The organism is Veillonella sp. CAG:933 (assembly GCF_000431435.1).
Classification (GTDB): domain Bacteria; phylum Bacillota; class Negativicutes; order Veillonellales; family Veillonellaceae; genus Veillonella_A.
Window position 1 is genome coordinate 27,229 of record NZ_HF986263.1, and the last position, 20,970, is coordinate 48,198.

Below are 20,970 nucleotides of genomic sequence, written 5' to 3' on the forward strand. Positions count from 1 at the left end.
CGTAAATAAAGCCGCCGGTACAGCGTATCAAGCGGCACCAACAACATTCGAACAGTTTACAGCGAAAGGCAGTCTTTCCGATTTTAAACAAAACAAAACGGTACGTATTTCTGAAGCCGGTGAATTGGTTGAAATTAAAGAAAACGGCGAATTTAAGTTTGATGAATTAACGGATGCCGGTGTAGATCGTGTATTACTTACCTTCGGTCGTGGATTCGGTATTACTCGTCAAGCCATCATCAATGATGATTTAAGAATGTTGACTAAAATTCCACGTTCTTATGCAGCAGCTGCTCGCCGTGGTATTAACCGTTTGGTATACAAAGTATTGAGTGACGGTAAATTGTACGATGCCAAAAAGGGCAATTTAGGCAATGGGGCAGATCTTACTGTAGAGGCCTTATCGGAAGGCCGCCGTGCAATGCGTGTTCAGAAAAACATTCGCAACAAAGAAACATTAGGTATCGCACCTAAATATTTGATTGTGCCTGCTGCTTTAGAAACAAAAGCATATCAATTGATTCATTCCATGTCTGATCCTAGCCAGACCAATGCAGCGGTTGTAAATCCATTTGCATCTTCTCTCACAGTTGTTGTTGATGCGGAATTGGATGCAATTAGCGAAACAACTTGGTATTTGGCAGCAGAACCGGGCTTAGGTGTGGATACCATTGAAGTATCTTATCTAAATGGTAAGAACGTGCCTACAATTGAGTCTCGTGTTGCATGGGATACATTAGGCATGGAATATCGTATTTACATGGATTATGGCGTACAGGCATTGGATCACAAAGGCTTGTATAAGAGTGCAGAATAGGAGGTAAACAACTATGGCAACATACGTTAATAAAGGGGAAACTGTAATATTTACAGCAACAGAAGCCATTGCTTATGGCAATGTAGTAGCATTTGCGACTCGTATCGGGGTAGCGTTGGAAAATATTCCGGCTGGTAGCTCCGGAACAGTAGGCATTGCCGGTGTTTATGAAATCCAGGCAAAAGCATCCGATAAAATGGCCGTTGGTGATGCGGTGTATTGGTCTAAAGCTAACAAAGAAATCACAACTACAGCTGACGGTAATACTCTGGCCGGTATTGCGGTTAGCGATAAAGCCGCCGCAACAGCCGGTGTTGTAGCGGTTAAAATTGGCTAGCTGTTTACGCAATCAAATTAAGCGTGATATTGATAATGTGTTATTTTCGGATTTTGGCGAAATGCATATCATTGATGATAAGGAAGTTTTGGCCATCGTTGAAAAAAATACGAGTAAATTATTAAATGATCGCTTTCGGGCTGGCTTTGATGGCAGCTATGAGGTATACCTATATGTCCATGCAAAAGTCAGAGACTTGGTGCGTTTACCGGCAGAAGGCGACTATTGCCGAGTTGATGGCTTGACATATAGTGTTATATCGGCCACAGATGATTGCGGATTGGCCATCTTAATTTTAGGAAGTGATGTAGGATGATACTTATTGACACTTCAGAAATTAAAGCATTAGAAAAGAAATTAGAAAATATACCCAATGGGGCCATTAAAGCGTTACGTCGTACAATCAATGAAACGGCTAAACGGTCTGGTAAAACGATATCTGATACAATCCGTGATAATTACAACTATATCGGCAAGGTAGGATTGATAAAGCAGGCGATTAAAGTAACTAAACCGGATTCTGGAGATGATATAACGGCCACTATTAATGTTACGAGCGGTGCACAGCCATTACGAGATTTTGCTCACAGTCCAAAAAAAATGACATTTGGTCGAGGTAGAGTGTTAACTGCAAATGTTAAAAATGGCGGTAATGCATTACCGGGAGCATTTAAGACGGTAATGACAAATGGCCACATTGGGATATATAAGCGTTTGCCCGGTAAATATATGAAACGGGTAAATAAAATCGGCGTATTCAAAGGTATGCAAAGACGAGCTGCCATTGATCAATTATTCGGGCCGTCTATTGCAGCCATGGCCGGCAGTGATGAGTCACGAGATACCATTGAAAAAGATATCAAAGAAACTTTTGATAAACGCTTATATCATAATGTAGAACAAATTTTGGCAGGTGATAAGTAATGTTTACACCGTTAGCCTTATCCGATGCCTTAAAAAAGGAGATAGAGAGTGCCTTAACCGGGTACTCTCTACCTATTAGGGTGGATGGCGTAGAAAATAAAGTAACGGTATATCAGCAATTTATTCCAATCGAAGAAAAGAACAATCGCCGTAACGATAATTTGGATGATAGCTTGTACCCTTATGTGTTAATCAAGTTAACTGAGGGACAAGACGGAAAAGCCAATCAAGGCGGTGTTTGCAAAGGATATATTGCTTTTGGGACTTATGACACCAACAAAGATGAATGTTGGCGTGATTTATTTAACTTAATAGAACATGTTAGGCAACACCTGGATAAAGTTAGATTTTTATCCGGATGTTTTTTATTAGCTGAACCTTTCCGATGGGAAGTACCCGAACAACAAGGGGTAAACCATATGGAAGGGTTAATGTATTTTAGCTACGAAATAGGAAAGCCAGTACCGGAGGTGAATTGGGATGGCGAAGAATTTGGATGAGGTAATTAAGCCGGAAGAAACTTTGAAGGCTGAAGCGGTTGAGGAAAAACAACCGGAAACTGCTAACTATATTTATATTGGGCCAACACAGCCGGGATATAAATTGGTAAAGAATGCAGTGTACTTTGGTGGTATTCCAGACTACATTGAAGCAGAATTGAATGAAAAGCCATATTTACGGCGTTTGATTGTGAAAACTGCAGATTATGCGGATAAAGTGCAAAAGATGAATACTAAAGGCACACCGGAATATGATGCAGCCAATCGTTAATTGGGAATAGGAGGAAATTATGGAAATTAAGCATGGTATTGGTGTTAGCGAAAAAGCGACATCCTTACAGCAGATTGCAACAGTAAATGCCGATGTGCCGGTTGTTATCGGGGTTGCTCCGGTACACTTAGCAACGGATCCGGTGCCAGCCAATGTGCCGGTATATTGTAACGACATTGGCGATGCACAAGCTCAGTTAGGGTATTGTAGTGATTTTGCTAATTATGATGCGTGCGAAGCGATGTACGCATATTTTTATTTGTATAATGTAGCACCGGTAGTATTTATCAACGTGCTGGATATTACAAAGCACAAAAAGGCCGGTACACAAACGGCACTTAAATTGACTAATAAAGTGGCAAGAATTACGGAACCTGTTATTGTACCTACTTTAAAAGTTAAAGATAGCACTAATCAAAAGGATTTAACAAAAGATGTTGATTACACAGCCTTGCATGATGATGATGGTAATTTGGTAATTACCTTGCTCGACAGTGATGCGGTGAAAAATACTGCTAATTTGGCGGTGACCTACGAACAAGTAGATCCAACGGCCGTTACTAAGCAGGATATCATCGGCGGTGAAGATACGACAACAGGCATCAAGAAAGGTATTGAAGCCATTGAAAACGTATTTCCGAAATTGCGTATTGTGCCAGGAATCTTGTTAGCTCCTAAATATTCCATGGACAATGAAGTAGCCATGATTTTAAATGCCAAAGGGGAAGCCATTAATGGATTATTCCAGGCTATGGTATATGCAGATTTGCCTGCAGATGATACTTTAAGCAAATACAGTGATGTTCCGGCCTACAAAAATGAAAAGAATTTTGTGGATAAGAACTTAATGATCCATTGGCCAAAAGCAAAAATCGGCGACAAGATTTTACACATGGGTACATTAAATGCAGCCTTAACCTATTATATTGATGCGACAGAGGGCGAAGATGTTCCGTACATTTCGCCATCTAACCATGTAATCAAAATCGATGGGACTTGCTTAGATGATGGTACTGATGTGTTATTAAGTATTAAAGATGCCAATGTGCTCAACGGCGAAGGTATTACAACGGCAACAAACTTTGTTGGTGGATGGCGTAGTTGGGGCAACCGTACTGCTTGTTATCCGGCAAACTTAGATCCAAAGGATAACTTTAATCCACTCCGCCGAATGGCTAACTGGATTAGTGCCACCTTGGTATTATCGTATTTCTCTAAAGTTGATGGTCCAATCCGTCCACGCTGGTGCGAGCAGATTACTGATACCATTAATATTTGGTTAGCAGGACTTACTGCCGATGAAAAATTATTAGGTGGCCGTGTAGAATTTCGCCGTGATGAAAATCCGAATACAAGCCTTATTAATGGTCACGTTAAATTCCACTTGTACTTGGGCTACTTAGTACCGGCCGAATATGTGGAATTTGTATTGGAATACGATGTATCCTACTTACAACAATTGTTTAATAATGCTCAATAAATAAGGAGGAACTATGAATACACATAATATTCCTGATCGACTTCATGATATGCGTGTATACAACAACACCAGCAATGTCATGCTCGGTATCAGCAAAGTAACATTACCGGACATTGAATACTTAACAGAAACCATGAAGGGGGCCGGTGTGGCCGGTGAATTTGACTCTATCGCACCGGGCTTATTAAAGGCCATGGAATTAGGCTTAGACTTTAACACGGTAACTAAACACACCTATTCTTTATTTGCACCTACCAGCCATTATATTGATTGCCGTATGGCCGTTAATAATGTAGATGGGGGTGATGGTTCTCCCAAATCGGAAGGGTGGCGTGTTGTTGCGAAAGGTGTTACTAAAAGCTTTAAGCAAGGTAACGCAGAACCATCGACACAGATGGGAACCTCCGTAACGTTGTCTCTTACCTACTTAAAGGTGACCAATAAGGGTAAAACGATGTTGGAAGTTGATGTAATCAACTATATTTGCAATATTGGCGGTACAGATTATTTAGCAGAAATTAGATCCTTGTTAGGTATGTAGGATCTAGAAGTAGTGTGATAGATAGGGCGTAGCTTAGGCTACGCCTATTTTATTTGGAGGGATAACATGGAAACTATTAAATTGGTTAAGCCGGTAATGATTAATGACAAAGAAGTGATAGAACTGCACTTTGATTTTAATAAATTGACTAGTGCAGATTTCTTTGAATTGGAACAAGAATCTCGTATGCTCGGTGAAATTACACCTAATATCGTATGGGGTGCAAAATATCGTGCCATGGTAGCGGTTAAGGCTTGTAAAGAAAAAATTAAATTTGAAGATATCCGGGACTTAATGACATTTAAAGATGTGGCCAAGATCACTGAGGCCGCAGCAAATTTTTTGCAATTTCTGGATTAACGCCTGAAGAAATAGTGCCTTATTTACGTGAGCAATTGTTAAAAATGTCGTTGGAAACAAAGACATCGATAGCGTTTTGGGAAAAGAAACCGGTACCGGTGCTTTTTAAATGGATAAACTGTTGGAATGAACGTATAGCTAGCAAGAAAGGGTGATTAATTGAATGGCTAAAACGTATACGACACAATTTAATATTACGGCCAATACAGCAGGGTCATTCAAGGCTGCCTTTTCTAATGCGGCTAAAACAATGCGTCAAACTCAGACCTATGCTAAGTCCTTGCAAAAGGAAATGGACAATTTAAAACAGGCCTACAAGGATGGTAAGGTTGATGCGGTGAATTACACTAAGACGATGGATAATCTTACCAAGGCATATGAGCGGCAACAACGTGCAGCTAAAGCACTAAATAATGTGGAAAAAACAAAAGCATTGCGGGCTAATGTTGAAAATGTTAGAGACCAAGCCGGTGGCATGGCTGTTAAAGCCGGAGCGGCTGCGGTGGCAACATTAGGCTTTCCAATCAAGGAAGCTATGGCCTTTGAAGATGTCATGGCGGATGTGCGAAAAGTTGTTGATTTTGACACTCCGGAACAATTTAAGCAGATGGGTGAAGATATTAAACAAATGAGTACAGTACTTCCAATGTCAGCAGAAGGTATTGCTCAAATCGTAGCAGCCGGTGGTCAAGCCGGGATTGCACGAGAAGATTTGAAAGCTTTTGCAACTGATGCAGTTAAAATGGGCGTGGCCTTTGATATGAGTGCAGAAGAAGCCGGCCAAACCATGGCCGAATGGAGAACTGCATTTAAAATGACACAACCGGAAGTTGTATCCTTGGCGGATAAAGTCAATTATTTAAGTAATACGACAGCTGCATCCAGTGCTAAGATTAGTGATATTGTATCTCGTGTTGGTCCTTTAGGGGCCGTAGGCGGTTTGGCATCCGGTGAAATCGCTGCATTAGGTGCTACTATGGCGGCGGCCAGCGTGGAATCAGAAGTAGCGGCTACCGGGATACAGAAGATTATCTTGGCCATGACTACCGGGGAAGGTGCGACTAAGTCACAGGCAGCTGCCTTTAATGCACTGGGTCTTGATGCGGTTGAAATGGCCAAGAGGATGCAAACGGATGCCAGTGGAGCTTTGCAAGATGTATTTGCTAGATTGTCTCAGTTGGATAAATATAAGCAAACGGCAGTTTTGAAGGATTTGTTCGGAGCCGAAGGCATTAAGGCAATTGCTCCATTATTAACAAACTTGGATGCATTGCGTAATAATTTGGCCACGGTAGCGGATCAATCAAAATACGCTAACTCGATGCAAGCGGAATTTGATACTCGTATGCAAACTACGAGTAATAGTATGCAATTGGCCAGAAATGCATTGAATAATTTAGGCATCACAATCGGTACGGCATTATTGCCGCCGGCAAAAGAATTGCTTGATAGTTTAACGCCGATGGTACAAGGTGCAGCTAATTTTGCTAAAGAGCATCAAACATTAACGGCCGTAGTAGTCGGTGGTGTTGGTGGATTGTTGGCAACAGTAGCAGCGGTTTCCGGAATAACATGGGCGGTTACATCAGTCTTAGCTCCAATCTTAAAAGCTAAGGAAGCATGGCAAGCGTATAAGGCTGCTCAATTGTTGTCAACCACGGCAACAAATACGCATACATTAGCAAGTATGCGTAATGCGATTGCTACAAAAGCTACCGGAATAGCGGCAAAAGTATCAGCTGCAGGCCATGCAGTATATAATTTTGCACTGGCCACCGGTAGTAAATTGATGTCAGTTGGCCGGTTAGTTGCCTATCATGGAGCCGTATTAGCTACAAGCGTAGCAACAAAGGCAGCGGCTGCTGGTCAATTTTTATATAACGGTGCCATGGTAATAGGTAGAGGTTTAATGAGTGCCGGGCGTGTAGTTGCCTATAGTGCGGCTATGGCTGCAGTGAGAGGCGTAACTATGGCCTGGACCGGGGCACAATGGCTATTGAATGCAGCCATGTTGGCCAATCCGATAGGATTAGTTATTGCCGGTATTGCCGGATTGATTGCAGTTGGTTATTTATTAGTGACTAACTGGGATACAATCAAGGCATGGTTTGTGCTTTTATGGAATGATCCAAAGGCAGCTATGGATAAGTTCTGCTCCGGAATTAAAGACTCCTTAGGCGAAGCCGGGGACTGGGTGATGCAAAAATGGCAAGGCATTAAAGAGTTCTTAGCAAATCCGATAGAAGGAACCATTAACATCGTTAAAAATATGATTAATGGCGATGATGGCGGTGGCGTCGAAAAGAAAAACGCTAAAGGCGGTATTTACGGCAAGGGTGCATTTACTACTTGGTTTGCTGAGGATAGTGCAGAAGCAGCCATCCCTCTCGATGGTAAGCCACGATCCATTGCATTATGGCAAAAAGCCGGGCAAATGCTCGGTATATTGCCAGAAAATACTGAAGGAGTAAATGCTGTCGGGAAAGAGCAGAATTATCAACCAAGAGCGGTACGATACTTGGCACCACGTATGGCCGGGCAATCGGCACCAACGGTTAAGGCTCCTAGAATGATGGAAAATACTACAAGCAATAGTAGTGAAATAGCTATTAATCCATCATTTGAATTCAATATTACTATTACCGGCAATAGTACGGAAGCAGAATCTAAGAATATTGCAGCGACTATTAAACGAGAAGTTTTAAAAGTATTAGATGAAATAAAACGGAAGGAGGCAAGAGCGGCCTATGGCAACTAAGTACACTACTAGATTAGGTGATATGTGGGATGTGATTGCTAAAGAACAGATGGGTGATGAACGATTTATGTCGGTGCTCATGAAGGCAAATCCTGATTATATTAATTACGATATGTTGCCATCCGGTATTACTCTGAAGATTCCTTCTGTGACTAAAAAAACGATAGTGAACTTGCCACCGTGGAGGCGTTGACATGCTAGACATTAGAAGGTTGACTCAATATTTACCTGAAGCGGCTCCATTGGCATTGAATCCGATATATCCGGCTAGATGTGCAGCCTTGCAGATTTTGTACGAATCAAAAGACATTAGTGTAGATTTGGCAAAATATTTAATTGGAGCCAGCTACAAAGATGTGATGAGTGGCGAGGCGGATACCTTTGATTTGACATTAGATGATCGGCAAGGCCTTTGGTCGGGCGATTGGTATCCGTCAAAAAATGCTCAGATAACTGTGAATTTAATCCTAATTCATTGGTATTATGATGTAACTACTGATATTAATATTCCGCTTGGTAAATTTTACATAGATGATATCGGACTGGCTTCTGGTAATTCCGGATCTACCGTGCAACTCAATACAGTCTCTGTTCCGGATGGCGTAGCTAGGGATATAAATAACACTCGATCATGGGAAAAGGTGCAATTAAAGGTTGTGGCACAGGACTTGGCCAATAGTGCAAGTTTAGGCCTTGTATATGACTCAGCGGATAATCCGACTCTTGATCGTGTAGAGCAAACGGAAGAACCGGATTTGGTGTTTTTGGAACGTCTGTGTAAAGACAATGGCTTATGCACTAAGGTATCTGATGGGAAAATTGTAGTATTTGATGAGGCTAAATATGATGCACAAGATCCAATTGCGATTATTGATAAGTTAGCATTGGAAGATATGGAAGATTACGAATTTCACAGTAAAGTGCGTGATATCTATACGGCCTGCACAGTGACCTATCAAAAATCCAAGAAGAAAGAAAAAATATCCGCTACCTTTGAGGCACCGGAGCAGAACAACAAATTAAAAGGAACCACAGAGAAAAAGGTACTCAAAATTAATCAAGAAGTGGCTGATACGGCGGCTGCACTACGTTTGGCAAAAAAGGAATTATTTAACAAAAACAAGGAAGAAACCACCGGTAAGATTACATTGAAAGGCCGGCCGGATTTGTATGCCGGGGCTTGTATTATGTTGAATAACTTTGGTGTATTTGATGGAAAATACGTAATCAGAGAAGTGGATGTAGAATTATCCGGTAATTATGTTACCAGTTTAGATATAAGGAGGGCTCTCATTGGCTACAATTAATCAAATTATAGTAAAAGGGTATATTGATGCCATAGACCCGACAACTCATACGGCAAGGGCTGTAATACCGGATAAGGATAATAAGGTAACAGGACCGTTGCAGATTTTGGAAAAGAATACACTCAATAATAAGCACCAACACTCCTATGCAGTAGGGGAACAGGTGCTTATTATTTTTGATCCCAATAGCAAAAATCTAAACGAAGGCTGGATTATTGGTGCCATGTATTCCGGTGCAGATGCACCGCCGGTGGCTGATGCAAATGTTGAAACGGCCGTGTTTAGTGACGGTACATCTGTGGCCATGGATACAAGTAGCGGCACATTAAGTATTGAATCTCCGGGAACAGTTAATATTAAGGCCGGTACGATTAATATTCAAGGGGCCGGTGATGTTGTTGTAAATGGCATATCGCTAGTTAATCACACTCATGGCGGTGTGGTGCCGGGCGGTGGTAGTACCGGTAAACCACAGTAGGAGGTGATTATATGGTAGTAGGATCATTGGGTGATGTATATTTTGTAGCAAGCACTCGAACATTACGTACTATTAGTGATTATAGCCGAAAAGTATCTGCACGCTATGCAGAGCATGCAATTTTACTAAATAAGCCTAAATTGGAATACGTTGGACCAAATCTCGAAGAAATATCGTTTAGTATTCAGCTGCATACGATGTATGGCGTTACACCGGAAGAAGAATTTGAGCAGTTAAAAGAATACGTTGAAAACGGAGCTGTTGTAGATTTTGTACTAAATAACACTCCGATTGGTATTGATCAATGGGTGCTGAAAGAAGCCGATATGAGTGATGTGTTATTTGGACCAAAAGGCGGCATTATCTATGCAAAAGTAAATGTTACATTGAGCGAGTATATCAATGACACAATCATAACAACTAAGGAGGTGGCTGATAGTGCTACTCAATCCAGTAATTAATTCAGTCACCGGCAAAATTAGCCTGGCTCCGGAATCGATTGAAGCGGAGGTTGTGCAAAACGTACGCATGATTATCACTACGGTAAGAGGAACAGTACCACTCTTTAGAGATTTTGGCCTTGATAGTACAATCATTGACTCACCAACATTGATGGCACAGGCAAAAATTAGCACAGAAATCATTAGGCAAGTTAGAAAATATGAGCCAAGGGCAAAAATTACAAGCCTTAAATATGAAGTGCTGGAGATAGGTCATTTGAGACCAATTCTGACAATAGCGGTAAAGGGGGTGAAGTAAATGGCAATCGAAGAATTATTAACATTTGATACGGAAGATACATCTGAATTGCTGGTAAAAGCCGGATTGCCGGATATTTCATTTGCTGAATCTAATCCGGACAAAATCATGGCCAACTTAGTACAAATATTTAATGCCTTGGGCGGACATGCATTAGCTCCGGCGGATCCAACGTATCTGACATTTAAAGTCATTACCTATGCACTAACGGGCATTAGGCGGCGAGTAGATTTTGCCGGGAAACAAAACTTATTAGCATACTCCAGGGCCTGGGGGCTGGATCATTTGGGCTTGCTTGTAGGGACGGCCCGAACTGCGGCTAAAAGTGCTCAAACAACAATGCTGATTACATTGTCGGAAAAGCGTACATCGGCAGTTGTTATTCCGGCCGGCACACGAGTCACTGCCGGCGATAATGTATATTTTAATTTTGACAAGGATATAACCATTAATCCGGGACAATTGACAGCAACTGCTATTGCATATTGCATGACTGCCGGCAAGCTAGGTAATGGATATATGGCCGGTCAGATTAACAAGTTGGTGGATCCTGTGCCATGGGTGGCTAGTGTGGTTAATACTGATGCAAGTGCTGCCGGGTCTGACGTTGAAACAGACGAGCCATATCGGGAGCGTATCCATTTAGCACCGGAGCGATTTTCATCGGCCGGACCAAAGGGGGCCTATGAATATTTTGCTTTATCAGCAAATACAGGCATCATCGATACTTACGTAGAGGGGCCGGAGGATAGAAACTTTGAACGTGAAGGTGAAGTTGACCTCTATGTATTAATGGAAGATGGTGAATTACCGGAACAAGAAGTTTTGGATCAAGTAAAAGTAGCTTGCTCCAACAAAACGGTACGGCCGTGTACGGATAAGGTAAATGTGCGGCAGCCAAAAAAGAAGATGTTCAATTTTTCGGCAACGTACTACATTGCAAAATCAAAAGAAACTACACAGGGGGCCATTCAATTGGCGGTTAACCAAGCCGTAGAAGATTACATTGTATGGCAGCGTTCAAAAATGGGGCGTGACATTGAGCCATCCGAGTTGATCCATCGAATTATGGAAGCTGGGGCAAAACGTGTTGAGCCGGCATTTGTACATCAAGCGGTGGCCAACAACGAAATAGCCTGGAATAGTAGCAAAAATATTATATATGGAGGGTTAGAAGATGATTGATGTTGAAGAAATGAAACTCATTGATATCTTACCTTCCAGTCTTGATGATGAAAATATTAAGCTGATTATTAAGGCCGTGGATGCATTGGTTGATGATGTTTCTAATGATGTAAAAAAATTAGAATTATATTCCAGATTAGATGAGCTGCCAACAGAAATACTTAATCTATTAGCCTGGCAATTCCATGTTGATTTCTTCCGCTACGACATGACCAATGAAGTGAAGCGGAATCTGATTAGACAATCAATTGCATGGCATCGGCGGAAGGGAACACCACAGGCCGTAGAGGATATGGTATCAGCCATTTATAGTACGGCCGAATATCAAGATTGGTACGATTACGGTGGTAGTCCGTATCATTTTAAAGTAAACATTTATGGCGAAGCTGTTACTGAGCCGGATAAATTAAATGAATTACGAGATAGTGTTTATGCCGTCAAGAATGCACGCAGCATTTTTGATGGCTTTAATTTTATTGAAATAAAAGAAACTACATGGCATGTGGCCTTTGCTGCAGGTATTGATCACACCAGTGTAGTTGTAGATCCTACACCGGTTGCAAGCACAAGAATTGGTATAGGCATGATTATTAATAATGAGGAGGTAGTCAATGGCTAATTGGCAAGGTGCGAAAGTAACCAATAAAGGCACGGCACTTATTGCAAAGGTTACGGCCGGCAACACCAAATTAAATATTACAAGAGTCGCTTTTGGCAGCGGCAATTTGACTAACATTGAAAATGCGGCACGGTTAGTACGAGAAATTGATAATGCGGAAATTATTACTAAGGTTCAGAAAAATAATACTTGTACTGTAACAGTGCGATTGACAAATGCTAATTTTACAACAGCCCAAAACATTTCTGAAATTGGTATTTTTGCAACGGATCCGGATGAAGGTGAAATTTTATTTGCGGGTATGGTGGATGCAAATCCGGATTTTGTTCAGGCGGCATCTAGCAGCACATTAGTGGCCAAAACCGTAACAATGGGTATTGGTTATTCAAATTCGGATAATGTAACGATTTCACTATCAAATACGATGTGGGTCACGGCAGAAGAAGTTTTGACGATGATTAGTGATGAGTTGCGTAAATATGGTAATAATACACATCGGATTAATGATGCGGTAGTAGCTGCTAATACGGCTCAAACTATTACAGCCTTAACTGATATGATTGGTAATCGAATTAAGGCCATTACCGGGGAATCTACATGGGTGGGCAATCCGGCTAATAATATTAAAGGGATTCAGAGCAGCATTACGGATTTATTATCGCTAGTTGCATCTCTTCCGGTTACAAATATTAAAGATTTTAACAAGCAAGTAATTAGTGCACTTGACCAAGAAAAACTTACGGCATTAGGAGTTAAGTATAATTTTGATAATCCTAATGCGTGGAGCATCAGTTTTGGCAAGCTATTCGGGGGATTGATTATCCAAGGTGGAGCTAATGAGTCAAAAAAAACATTTGTATTACCAACCACCTTTAGTCGTAAGTTTTTTTCAATTGCAATCCATAGCGGCGAAGTAAGTTCGGTAAATGTGATTTTAGATAAAGACTATTACTCAAATATTAATCAAAATAATTTTATCGATGACTATGTTGGGATAAATGAAGTTTGGCTTTTATGGTTAAGTATTGGTATTTAAACTCCAAATGCAAGCCAAAAAAAGGCGACATTATCATTATAATCACGATTTAATACATCATAATAAGCAATGGCATTAAAACTATCATTTTTTACTCCACCGACCCCATCGTTATTGAATAATACCATGTGCGGAGGTTTACTCGTCAATTCTGGAGCTACAGTAGGCATTAATAAAACTCCAAATGCTTTTTTATAGAGTGTATTAAATAGCACACTCTTAGCCCCTGCATGATAAGTGTATCCACCTTGGATAATCAATCCCCCGAATAGCTTGCCAAAACTGATGCTCCACGCACATAATAAGTAGCCGCTTTGTGCTCCAGTGTTTTGGACTGTAAATATACCTCTAACTTCAACGTTACTTAATGTACTTGCATTATATGTATATCTTAAACCCAGTATCCAAGGAGAATTATCAGTGCCAAATTTAGGCGTTCCAAAAAATTTAAAATTATTAGAAAATGTTATAGGTAAAGTTATCGTCCCATTACCATTACTATTTAACGAGAAATCTCCACCTTGGTTAAGCTATGAGTTTTCCCGCTGCCAAATAATAGCAAGCTGGGGCTATCGAGTCAGATGTTCTAAAAGTACAGCTATCTGCCGTTTTGTAATCTTTTAACACGTTGACTGTCAGATTCCATTTATTGTCATTTGCATCAATAACGCCTACCGGCACAATAATATAATCAGTGCTGCCAAAAGATGTTGCAAAAGTAGCAGTTGTTGCGTTATTGGATGGTCGAGGAGTAGCTCCACCTTGGCTATATTCCCACAAGCCAGATCCAAGTTGTTATTTCTACATTTGTGGCTGTTAAGGCATGTAAGAATATATGTGCATTTGAATTATTAGGATTTACAGAGGCATGTTCGGCAAAGGTAGTAGAAGTATCAACTAACCCAGATGTAAACCCTAACAATTTCTTAAATGGAATAGGATAAGCCACTAATTGTTCACCTTCGGAATACCCCGAATTTAATGAACCTCCAGTAGTTCCAGAAACTTTTATACCTTGGGGATGAAAAAAATTAAATACAGATTATAAAAGTTAGGAGGTGATAAATTGATTTACAATAACAATGAAGTAGAAAAGATTGATTTAGAAATCAATCAGGGAGACGATCATCAAATAACTTTTAATTTAACTGATGATAATGGAAGTTTAATAGATACATCAAATAGTAAGTTTATTTTTGGAGCATCTTATCGCTACAGTGATCCATTAGCTATTAAATGTGATTGTGAAGTTGTTAATAATGGCGAAATTGTATTAAGGCTAAATCGTGATATTACTGCTAAACTAGTTGCTAATAATAGTCATGCTAAATACAATAAGTTGTATTATGATATCCAACGAATTTGTAATGGCAAGGCTCAGAGGATTGTGCAGGGAGAATTATTAATATCTCCGGGACTTGCATTTAGGGAGGGAAATAAATGAAGTGTCATCAGTATAAAGTAAAAATTAGAGGGGATACGCCACGGTTAAACGTTGCCGTGAATCGGATTGTTGATACGAAAGAGCTAGATGATACGATTAAAGAATTAAGGCAAAATCTGAATAACATAGGGGATGTTATTCAGGAAAAAACAGGAATCACCGAGATAAAACCAGCAGATATGCCGGATATGATTAAAAAACTTGCAAGCGGTGTACATCTTGAAGTAGTAGCAAGCGGATCATATAACTTTGGAAATTATGTAGGAACTGAGAAAGAGATTAACAGTAAACTATATAATGGGCAGATTATAAATAGCTATAAGAATGACAATTTAAAATCAATTAGCACTGACAATGCATTTAGTAATTGTAATATGGTATCATTTGATGCATCTAATCTTGAAACTTTAAATAACAAATCGGCTACATTTCAGTATTGTCAGCAGATGATTAGTGCCAATATAGGTAAGGTTACTGTTTTACCGACTAGCACATTTTATGGATGTAATAAATTAATAGCAGTGCCAAATTCTGATATTCTAACAAGTATCGGTCAACAATGTTTTTCGTTTAATTCAAGCTTAACAGATTTAGACCTATTAAAAGTTGAGAGTATTGGGCCTTTTGCATTTGCTCAATGTGGTAATATTCGCACAATCCGTTTACCGAGTATTGTTGCTCTTACAGCCAATATTTTCAACAACAGCAATGGAATTCAAGTTGTGGAATTAGGAGAAGCTTGTACTTCAGTAGTCAATAGTGCATTTTCCGGTTGCCGTATTGATTTAACATTAATTATTAGGGCAATTAAGCCACCTGCATTAAACGGAACTTTTATGCTGGGGGCAGGTGGATCAGTAATTAGCATTATGGTTCCAAGCGGATCCGTGGATGCTTACAAATCGGCACCGAACTGGAGTAAATATGCACCGGTAATTAGTGCTATTAGTAGCTAATTTGCAACATTAAGATTCTAATAATAGTACAGCTAGTCTAGTTATTAAATGTATAGTTAGTATCAAGTTAGCAGCATCATTTTAATAAAGCAATAGCTCTACGCAGGTCACGCAAGCCTTTATGAGTGTAAACCTTGATCGTGACATCTCCATTTTTATGACCCAGGATAGCACGCACAGCATTTGGATTTGCATCGGCACGATCCAGCATGGTTGCTACTGTGTGACGGCAGTCATGGGTTGTATGCTTGCCATTTGTAATTCGATTAAAATGTTTGGAAAAATTGGTATATGAAATGGGAAATAAACGATCTTGATATTGAGAACAGAGACGTTCAACAATAGGATGAATTCGATTGTGGATTGGAATAACTCTTCCTTCTCCGGCTTTTGTCTTAGATTTGGTGATGGTTAGGAATTTACTTTTTAGGTTAACATCTTTCCGCCGGAGATTAAGTAACTCTCCACACCGCATGCCGGTGTATAAAAGAATCAGAGCTCCGTCAGTTTCAGGTGTATTGAGTTGCCATAGCTTATTTATCTGTTGCCGGGTAAAAGGTTTGTGCGGGCGTACCTTAGTATTTTTACCAATGGTTACAAGATCACCGTAGTTACGCTGCATGAGTTCTTTCTTGATTGCATACTTGCATAACTGGTTAATAAGTGATCGTACCTTCTTTTTACTCGCATATGATAAATTCATGGCATCAAGAACGCCCTGAAAATCATCGTATGTGAGTTGTTGTATTGGTATAGTTGCAATAGATTGGATGTGCCGGTAAGCATTTGTATAACTAGATACTCCGGATTTAGAAAGAGTTGGAGCATGATGCGGCAGCCATTGCTTGTATAAGGTAGTCAAAGTAATATTTTCTCTTGGTAGCTCAGCAGGTTGGCGGTTATAGTCCGCTAATGCTTGTAGGGCTTTTTCTTTTGTTTCAAAATAGCCGATAACTAATTGTGTACCATCAAGGCTTTTACGCACCATGAAGGGCCTACGGCGATTACCGGATAGTTTGCTGATGGAGCCATAGTTATTAGGTAGTTTCATTTTTTAACCTCCATTGTTTTTAAAGAAAGGAATTATAATGTTATGAATCAATATTTAATTATACTTGATGATCCGGATAAAAACGGAGAAAGCAAACGATTAGCATCATATTGGCTTGAAGTCCATGGCGATACATGGGAAGAATTGGAAGCGTTAGCAAAAGAAGCGTATCCCGGCAAACAATGTTTAAGAGACGAGAATGGCAGCATACAGGCTAAATTGGCAGATGGCAAATATGTATGGTGCTACACTAAGCCGGTATTGCCTACACCTTATGTACCGACAGCAGCGGAAGTGCGAAAAGCCAAAATTCAGGAGATTAAGGCAGAAACTGATGCGGCTAATGAACCGCTACAAGAACGAATGTTGACAGCCTTATTGCAAGGCAATGATAAGTTAGCAGCACAGTTACGTGACCAGTATCAGGCCAATAATAAGGCTATGATTGATGCAATCAAGGAGGTTTAATAACATGGAAAAGAAATTATATTGTGAATATTGTGCAGCGGAACTAACTGAAGATGGTCGTTGCCCTGATGAAGATTGTGTTTTAAATGTATACATTGATGCGATTGCGGAATGCGATAAAGAGATTGCGGCAGAAAAGGAGAACAATGAATGATGTATGTACAGTATTTACAAGATATGTGGCAATCATTGATTTCCGCATGGTGGGTTAAAAGTGCCTTGTCTGTTGTAGCCGCAGTAGCGATTTGGTTGATTGGGTTAAAGCATGTGCAAGTATTAGGTATATTTATTTTGCTTGTATGTCTTGATCTAGTAACCAAGTGGGCTAGTGTGGCTTACATAATGCTGGTAGAAAAATTTGGATATGATCCGGAACACATTGCGGTTTGGGAAAAATACCGGGCAATTCCAACGGCCTTTGATTTGAATTTAATTAAAAGTGAATACATGCGAAAAGGATTTTGTAAGAAGGTCCTTACTTATGTAGCAGCCACGGCGGCTGCTTTTTTATTTGATTGGATGGCAGGTAAGAACTCTTTTGCAGTCAATCTTGTTTGGCTTTATCTTGGATCTTCAGAGTTTCTAAGTATTTTAGAAAACCTCCGGGATGGAGGTAATAAAAGTATGGAAAAATTTTTAGAACTGGTTAAAGACAAAATCGAAAATAAAGTTAAATTTTAGGAGGCACATCATGAAAGTATTTGTAAATCCAGGCCATGCACCTGGAGGTATACCTGATCCGGGAGCCGTTAATCCTGTAACTGGTACTCGTGAAAGTGACATTGCCGCTAAGGCCGGCAAACTATTAATGGGTTACTTAGAAGCGGCTGGAATTGAAGTGAAAGCATTGCAATCTGATGATTTGCAAGAGATTTGTGATGAATCAAATTATTGGGGTGCGGATCTATTTGTGTCATTACACTGCAATGCCTTTAATGGTACGGCACGTGGTACAGAAACGCTATATCGTTCTTATAGCGGACATCATTTGGCAGAATTTATTCAGTCACAAATTATCAGAAGTGTTAATACTATTGATAGAGGTATTAAGGAGCGTCCAGGGCTCTATGTGCTAAATGGAACAATGGGCACAGCCGTATTAGTAGAGTTAGCGTTTATCGATAACATGGAAGATCTAGCTATACTGGAAAACGACTTAGACAAAATGGTCCGAGCAATCGCTCGTGGCATTACTGATTATTGGACTGCTTAGGGAATTGTTAAAGGATGGGGATATAATGGAAAATAAAAAAATATGTTATATACTATATGCAGCCATTGCAGTAGCATTAATTGTTATTACAACGGCGTTTTATATTAATAGTAAGGAAAAAGTTGAAAAGCCGAAAGTTATACCTCAATCTACAATGTCAAATACGGTGGAATTGGCCAAAGAAATAAAAGTTACACCTAAGCAAGCTGAAGAAATAGTAAATGTAATACCTCAATCTAAGCCGGTTATAACGTATACAGTAGTAGCACCTACAGTGGAAAAGGCTGCGGTTAAAACTGCTGAGGCAATTAAAAATAAATTACCGGATATACCAAAAGAAGCCACTGCTAATACAGATAGAACAGTGGTTGTACCGAATACCGATAAGCAGAAGGTTGATGTTTATAAAATCAACCTAAACAAAGAACATAAGATAAAAGCCGGTGTTACAGTTATTGATGATAAAGTATATCCGACGGTAGGCTATCAAGCCGGCAGGGTAGAAGGATTAGTACAATTTGATGGCTCTAAAATAAAAGGAGCCACGGTAATGTATACGATGGCTCAGTGGTGAAAGGTACGGTGATCCGTTTATCTCGTAGCATATTGCGTTAAGTATGTGAAAAAGAAGAAAGCCCAAAAGGTTAGATAAAATCTAGCTTTTTGGGCACTTTTTTTGTTTATTTTTACTTGACATTATACCGTATATACGGTATAATAAAACCATAGAAAGGAGGTAGAAATGATTGATAAAGTAGATGTTGAATGGTTCATAACATTAGTAGTAATGATATGGCTAGAGTTCAGAAAAAAAGAAAAGCCCTCAAATCGTAAGCGTCGTCGAAAACAAAAACGATAAGAGAGCGGTGAAGGGAGAGGGAAACCTCTCCTGACACTTTCATTATATCATAAGGAGTGAATACGATGAAAGACATTATAGCAATTATAGGCATTGCCATTTTAATATATTTTATAGACTTTGATAAGGAAGCCGTAAAAGCTTTGATTACCGGATGTGTTATAGGATATTATATATGTAGGAGGCTCCGATGAATTACATTGATAAAGTATTAACTCTGGAAGAAGCAGCGGAATTATGGGGAAAGAGTACAGATTCATTGCGTCAAGCTTGTATTGAAAGAAATGGAAAGCCACCACGATTTAAGATAGGCGTTGAGGCTAGGCAATCAAAACGTATATGGTTAGTAACATATGATGGCATGAAACGCCTATATGGTGAGCCGGTGGAGTGATATGTTTTGATGTCACTACCATACATGTTGAAGCCGTGGCTTTAATAACAAGAGTCGACGACAACTAATAAAGAGTTGCTGTTAATCAAAATGATGAGGTGATATATGGTGCCGAAAAAATCGTATGAAGATGCATTTGAACACCCCGTTGAACATCCCAAAGATGTGCCGGACCAAGATCCCTTCAAAGAATATATAAAAGAATCCGAACCGGCTAAGCGTGAAAAAGGTTATGCATGGCAGACGGCTATCGGCCTGCAGGCCGTTGATGGTCTGCAGCCTTCGAAGTATTTATTGGATACGGCGATTCGAAATATTGAAGGCGAGATTTCCTTGGAAGATGCTCAGCAACTTTTGCAAAATTATTACGAGGCGAAGCCGAACACGGATGCGTCGAATCGGACAGAAGAAGCCGATAAAGTGTCTGTTCGTATTGCAGCACTTCTTTCAGAACATGCTTTCAGCTTTACCCCAAATGAGTATCTGGCCATTCATAAAAAGCTTTTTACGGGCATCTATCCTCATGCAGGGACATATCGTGATTATAATATTACAAAAAAAGAATGGGTGCTGAACGGAGCAACTGTTCTTTACGCCAGTGCTTCAGAACTACGGGCAACGCTGGAGTATGATTTTTCACAAGAAAAGAAGTTTTCTTATAAAAATCTGTCCATGGATGAGATTATTCACCATCTTGCCGTATTTGTAGCCGGCTTGTGGCAAATTCATGTATTTGGCGAAGGTAATACACGGACAACGGCTGTATTCTTTATTAAGTATTTGAGCACATTGGGCTTTGCTGCTACGAACAATATTTTTGCCAAGCATGCTTGGTATTTTAGAAACGCGTTGGTTAGGGCTAATTATAGCGATTTGAAAAACGGTGTTTTTGCAACAACGGAATTCCTTGAGTTATTCCTAAGAAATTTATTGCTTGATGAAGAAAATGTGCTACAGAATCGAGCCATGCATATTGGTAGTATCTTAAAAGAAGAGGAAGCACCGTATATGTTTGAAGAATATGTTAAGGCTAAAGTTGAAGAATCATACGAGATAGAGTCAATAAAATAAACTATAGACACTTTCGCTTAGGTGTTCAGTATACAAGTAACTGTTTTTTATTTATAATAATAAGAGATATGAATGAAATGTGAAGTACAGCTTACCGTCTTGAGGACCGGAAAGACTTCACGATTCAGCACGGTTATAGGCT

The 20,970-nt window shown here is 39.9% G+C and carries 30 protein-coding genes; 28 read left to right on the top strand and 2 right to left on the bottom strand.

Going from position 1 to position 20,970, the window contains the following annotated elements:
• The 18 genes from QZL64_RS14130 to QZL64_RS14215 all read left to right on the top strand — a co-directional run.
• On the top strand, positions 1–817 hold an 817-nt coding region (locus tag QZL64_RS14130), incomplete at its 5' end, for a phage major capsid protein (protein WP_296309735.1).
• 13 nt (positions 818–830) lie between these two features.
• The gene (locus QZL64_RS14135) at positions 831–1,154 is read left to right on the top strand and encodes a DUF2190 family protein (protein WP_021842596.1); all 324 of its coding nucleotides are present in this window, start codon (positions 831–833) and stop codon (positions 1,152–1,154) included.
• Positions 1,147–1,470 carry a hypothetical protein gene (locus QZL64_RS14140; protein ID WP_156705859.1) on the top strand — a complete coding sequence of 108 codons (324 nt, stop codon included), beginning with the start codon at positions 1,147–1,149 and terminating at the stop codon, positions 1,468–1,470. The genes QZL64_RS14135 and QZL64_RS14140 overlap by 8 nt, the downstream gene beginning before the upstream one ends.
• Positions 1,467–2,078 carry a hypothetical protein gene (locus QZL64_RS14145; protein WP_021842598.1) on the top strand — a complete coding sequence of 204 codons (612 nt, stop codon included), beginning with the start codon at positions 1,467–1,469 and terminating at the stop codon, positions 2,076–2,078. Before QZL64_RS14140 ends, QZL64_RS14145 begins: the two co-directional genes overlap by 4 nt.
• Positions 2,078–2,578 carry a hypothetical protein gene (locus tag QZL64_RS14150; RefSeq protein WP_021842599.1) on the top strand — a complete coding sequence of 167 codons (501 nt, stop codon included), beginning with the start codon at positions 2,078–2,080 and terminating at the stop codon, positions 2,576–2,578. Before QZL64_RS14145 ends, QZL64_RS14150 begins: the two co-directional genes overlap by 1 nt.
• On the top strand, positions 2,559–2,849 hold the full coding sequence (locus QZL64_RS14155) for a hypothetical protein (protein WP_021842600.1): 291 nt from the start codon (positions 2,559–2,561) through the stop codon (positions 2,847–2,849). Before QZL64_RS14150 ends, QZL64_RS14155 begins: the two co-directional genes overlap by 20 nt.
• A 19-nt stretch (positions 2,850–2,868) precedes the next feature.
• Positions 2,869–4,329 carry a phage tail sheath family protein gene (locus QZL64_RS14160; protein ID WP_021842601.1) on the top strand — a complete coding sequence of 487 codons (1,461 nt, stop codon included), beginning with the start codon at positions 2,869–2,871 and terminating at the stop codon, positions 4,327–4,329.
• A gap of 13 nt (positions 4,330–4,342) precedes the next feature.
• The gene (locus QZL64_RS14165) at positions 4,343–4,870 is read left to right on the top strand and encodes a phage major tail tube protein (protein ID WP_021842602.1); all 528 of its coding nucleotides are present in this window, start codon (positions 4,343–4,345) and stop codon (positions 4,868–4,870) included.
• A 66-nt stretch (positions 4,871–4,936) separates the two neighbouring features.
• Positions 4,937–5,230, top strand: a complete 294-nt coding sequence (locus QZL64_RS14170; protein WP_021842603.1) for a hypothetical protein — start codon at positions 4,937–4,939, stop codon at positions 5,228–5,230.
• 163 nt (positions 5,231–5,393) lie between these two features.
• Entirely contained in the window at positions 5,394–7,988 is a 2,595-nt protein-coding gene (locus tag QZL64_RS14175) for a phage tail tape measure protein (RefSeq protein ID WP_021842604.1), read from the top strand.
• The gene (locus QZL64_RS14180) at positions 7,978–8,181 is read left to right on the top strand and encodes a tail protein X (RefSeq protein ID WP_021842605.1); all 204 of its coding nucleotides are present in this window, start codon (positions 7,978–7,980) and stop codon (positions 8,179–8,181) included. The genes QZL64_RS14175 and QZL64_RS14180 overlap by 11 nt, the downstream gene beginning before the upstream one ends.
• Before the next feature lies 1 nt (position 8,182).
• Complete coding sequence (locus QZL64_RS14185; protein WP_021842606.1) at positions 8,183–9,295, top strand: phage late control D family protein; 1,113 nt, start codon at positions 8,183–8,185, stop codon at positions 9,293–9,295.
• On the top strand, positions 9,282–9,773 hold the full coding sequence (locus QZL64_RS14190; protein ID WP_021842607.1) for a phage baseplate assembly protein V: 492 nt from the start codon (positions 9,282–9,284) through the stop codon (positions 9,771–9,773). The genes QZL64_RS14185 and QZL64_RS14190 overlap by 14 nt, the downstream gene beginning before the upstream one ends.
• 11 nt (positions 9,774–9,784) lie before the next feature.
• Positions 9,785–10,234, top strand: coding sequence for a phage tail protein (locus QZL64_RS14195; RefSeq protein ID WP_021842608.1), 450 nt, complete (start codon positions 9,785–9,787; stop codon positions 10,232–10,234).
• Complete coding sequence (locus QZL64_RS14200; RefSeq protein ID WP_021842609.1) at positions 10,212–10,532, top strand: hypothetical protein; 321 nt, start codon at positions 10,212–10,214, stop codon at positions 10,530–10,532. Before QZL64_RS14195 ends, QZL64_RS14200 begins: the two co-directional genes overlap by 23 nt.
• Positions 10,533–11,717: a baseplate assembly protein gene (locus QZL64_RS14205; RefSeq protein ID WP_021842610.1), complete on the top strand. Its 1,185-nt coding sequence runs from the start codon at positions 10,533–10,535 to the stop codon at positions 11,715–11,717.
• On the top strand, positions 11,710–12,336 hold the full coding sequence (locus QZL64_RS14210) for a phage tail protein I (protein WP_021842611.1): 627 nt from the start codon (positions 11,710–11,712) through the stop codon (positions 12,334–12,336). The genes QZL64_RS14205 and QZL64_RS14210 overlap by 8 nt, the downstream gene beginning before the upstream one ends.
• Complete coding sequence (locus QZL64_RS14215) at positions 12,329–13,372, top strand: phage tail protein (RefSeq protein WP_021842612.1); 1,044 nt, start codon at positions 12,329–12,331, stop codon at positions 13,370–13,372. The genes QZL64_RS14210 and QZL64_RS14215 overlap by 8 nt, the downstream gene beginning before the upstream one ends.
• Here the strand turns inward: QZL64_RS14215 and QZL64_RS14220 are convergent.
• The gene (locus QZL64_RS14220; protein ID WP_295241126.1) at positions 13,369–13,587 is read right to left on the bottom strand and encodes a hypothetical protein; all 219 of its coding nucleotides are present in this window, start codon (positions 13,585–13,587) and stop codon (positions 13,369–13,371) included. The two genes, QZL64_RS14215 and QZL64_RS14220, sit on opposite strands and share 4 nt — an antisense overlap.
• A 205-nt stretch (positions 13,588–13,792) precedes the next feature.
• Here QZL64_RS14220 and QZL64_RS14225 point away from each other — a divergent pair, with 205 nt between their 5' ends.
• The 3 genes from QZL64_RS14225 (at position 13,793) to QZL64_RS14235 (ending at position 15,772) form a co-directional block, all read left to right on the top strand.
• Positions 13,793–13,996: a hypothetical protein gene (locus QZL64_RS14225; protein WP_296309739.1), complete on the top strand. Its 204-nt coding sequence runs from the start codon at positions 13,793–13,795 to the stop codon at positions 13,994–13,996.
• A 442-nt stretch (positions 13,997–14,438) separates the two neighbouring features.
• Positions 14,439–14,816, top strand: coding sequence for a hypothetical protein (locus QZL64_RS14230; protein ID WP_021842614.1), 378 nt, complete (start codon positions 14,439–14,441; stop codon positions 14,814–14,816).
• Positions 14,813–15,772, top strand: coding sequence for a leucine-rich repeat domain-containing protein (locus tag QZL64_RS14235; protein ID WP_021842615.1), 960 nt, complete (start codon positions 14,813–14,815; stop codon positions 15,770–15,772). The genes QZL64_RS14230 and QZL64_RS14235 overlap by 4 nt, the downstream gene beginning before the upstream one ends.
• A gap of 76 nt (positions 15,773–15,848) precedes the next feature.
• Here the strand turns inward: QZL64_RS14235 and QZL64_RS14240 are convergent, their stop codons facing one another.
• Positions 15,849–16,823 (bottom strand): tyrosine-type recombinase/integrase, encoded by a 975-nt coding sequence (locus QZL64_RS14240; protein ID WP_021842616.1) that lies wholly within the window; start codon positions 16,821–16,823, stop codon positions 15,849–15,851.
• 42 nt (positions 16,824–16,865) lie between these two features.
• Here QZL64_RS14240 and QZL64_RS14245 point away from each other — a divergent pair, with 42 nt between their 5' ends.
• The 7 genes from QZL64_RS14245 to QZL64_RS14275 all read left to right on the top strand — a co-directional run bounded on the left by QZL64_RS14245 (position 16,866) and on the right by QZL64_RS14275 (position 20,828).
• Positions 16,866–17,291, top strand: a complete 426-nt coding sequence (locus QZL64_RS14245) for a hypothetical protein (protein ID WP_021842617.1) — start codon at positions 16,866–16,868, stop codon at positions 17,289–17,291.
• Positions 17,292–17,295: 4 nt separating this feature from the next.
• The gene (locus QZL64_RS14250) at positions 17,296–17,445 is read left to right on the top strand and encodes a hypothetical protein (protein WP_021842618.1); all 150 of its coding nucleotides are present in this window, start codon (positions 17,296–17,298) and stop codon (positions 17,443–17,445) included.
• Complete coding sequence (locus QZL64_RS14255) at positions 17,442–17,972, top strand: phage holin family protein (protein ID WP_021842619.1); 531 nt, start codon at positions 17,442–17,444, stop codon at positions 17,970–17,972. The genes QZL64_RS14250 and QZL64_RS14255 overlap by 4 nt, the downstream gene beginning before the upstream one ends.
• 10 nt (positions 17,973–17,982) lie before the next feature.
• Entirely contained in the window at positions 17,983–18,504 is a 522-nt protein-coding gene (locus tag QZL64_RS14260) for an N-acetylmuramoyl-L-alanine amidase family protein (RefSeq protein WP_021842620.1), read from the top strand.
• A gap of 25 nt (positions 18,505–18,529) precedes the next feature.
• On the top strand, positions 18,530–19,078 hold the full coding sequence (locus QZL64_RS14265) for a hypothetical protein (protein WP_021842621.1): 549 nt from the start codon (positions 18,530–18,532) through the stop codon (positions 19,076–19,078).
• A gap of 475 nt (positions 19,079–19,553) precedes the next feature.
• Positions 19,554–19,757: a helix-turn-helix domain-containing protein gene (locus QZL64_RS14270; protein WP_021842623.1), complete on the top strand. Its 204-nt coding sequence runs from the start codon at positions 19,554–19,556 to the stop codon at positions 19,755–19,757.
• A 105-nt stretch (positions 19,758–19,862) separates the two neighbouring features.
• Positions 19,863–20,828 (top strand): Fic family protein, encoded by a 966-nt coding sequence (locus tag QZL64_RS14275; RefSeq protein WP_021842624.1) that lies wholly within the window; start codon positions 19,863–19,865, stop codon positions 20,826–20,828.
• Positions 20,829–20,970: the final 142 nt, after the last annotated feature.

Coding starts and splice junctions, on each gene's coding strand:
- QZL64_RS14195 (WP_021842608.1), top strand. CDS start 9,785: ATGGTAGTAGGATCATTGGGTGATGTATATTTTGTAGCAAGCACTCGA.
- QZL64_RS14250 (WP_021842618.1), top strand. CDS start 17,296: ATGGAAAAGAAATTATATTGTGAATATTGTGCAGCGGAACTAACTGAA.
- QZL64_RS14150 (WP_021842599.1), top strand. CDS start 2,078: ATGTTTACACCGTTAGCCTTATCCGATGCCTTAAAAAAGGAGATAGAG.
- QZL64_RS14215 (WP_021842612.1), top strand. CDS start 12,329: ATGGCTAATTGGCAAGGTGCGAAAGTAACCAATAAAGGCACGGCACTT.
- QZL64_RS14180 (WP_021842605.1), top strand. CDS start 7,978: ATGGCAACTAAGTACACTACTAGATTAGGTGATATGTGGGATGTGATT.
- QZL64_RS14235 (WP_021842615.1), top strand. CDS start 14,813: ATGAAGTGTCATCAGTATAAAGTAAAAATTAGAGGGGATACGCCACGG.
- QZL64_RS14135 (WP_021842596.1), top strand. CDS start 831: ATGGCAACATACGTTAATAAAGGGGAAACTGTAATATTTACAGCAACA.
- QZL64_RS14240 (WP_021842616.1), bottom strand. CDS start 16,823: ATGAAACTACCTAATAACTATGGCTCCATCAGCAAACTATCCGGTAAT.
- QZL64_RS14165 (WP_021842602.1), top strand. CDS start 4,343: ATGAATACACATAATATTCCTGATCGACTTCATGATATGCGTGTATAC.
- QZL64_RS14255 (WP_021842619.1), top strand. CDS start 17,442: ATGATGTATGTACAGTATTTACAAGATATGTGGCAATCATTGATTTCC.
- QZL64_RS14185 (WP_021842606.1), top strand. CDS start 8,183: ATGCTAGACATTAGAAGGTTGACTCAATATTTACCTGAAGCGGCTCCA.
- QZL64_RS14210 (WP_021842611.1), top strand. CDS start 11,710: ATGATTGATGTTGAAGAAATGAAACTCATTGATATCTTACCTTCCAGT.
- QZL64_RS14155 (WP_021842600.1), top strand. CDS start 2,559: ATGGCGAAGAATTTGGATGAGGTAATTAAGCCGGAAGAAACTTTGAAG.
- QZL64_RS14260 (WP_021842620.1), top strand. CDS start 17,983: ATGAAAGTATTTGTAAATCCAGGCCATGCACCTGGAGGTATACCTGAT.
- QZL64_RS14175 (WP_021842604.1), top strand. CDS start 5,394: ATGGCTAAAACGTATACGACACAATTTAATATTACGGCCAATACAGCA.
- QZL64_RS14245 (WP_021842617.1), top strand. CDS start 16,866: ATGAATCAATATTTAATTATACTTGATGATCCGGATAAAAACGGAGAA.
- QZL64_RS14270 (WP_021842623.1), top strand. CDS start 19,554: ATGAATTACATTGATAAAGTATTAACTCTGGAAGAAGCAGCGGAATTA.
- QZL64_RS14265 (WP_021842621.1), top strand. CDS start 18,530: ATGGAAAATAAAAAAATATGTTATATACTATATGCAGCCATTGCAGTA.
- QZL64_RS14170 (WP_021842603.1), top strand. CDS start 4,937: ATGGAAACTATTAAATTGGTTAAGCCGGTAATGATTAATGACAAAGAA.
- QZL64_RS14160 (WP_021842601.1), top strand. CDS start 2,869: ATGGAAATTAAGCATGGTATTGGTGTTAGCGAAAAAGCGACATCCTTA.
- QZL64_RS14145 (WP_021842598.1), top strand. CDS start 1,467: ATGATACTTATTGACACTTCAGAAATTAAAGCATTAGAAAAGAAATTA.
- QZL64_RS14275 (WP_021842624.1), top strand. CDS start 19,863: ATGGTGCCGAAAAAATCGTATGAAGATGCATTTGAACACCCCGTTGAA.
- QZL64_RS14205 (WP_021842610.1), top strand. CDS start 10,533: ATGGCAATCGAAGAATTATTAACATTTGATACGGAAGATACATCTGAA.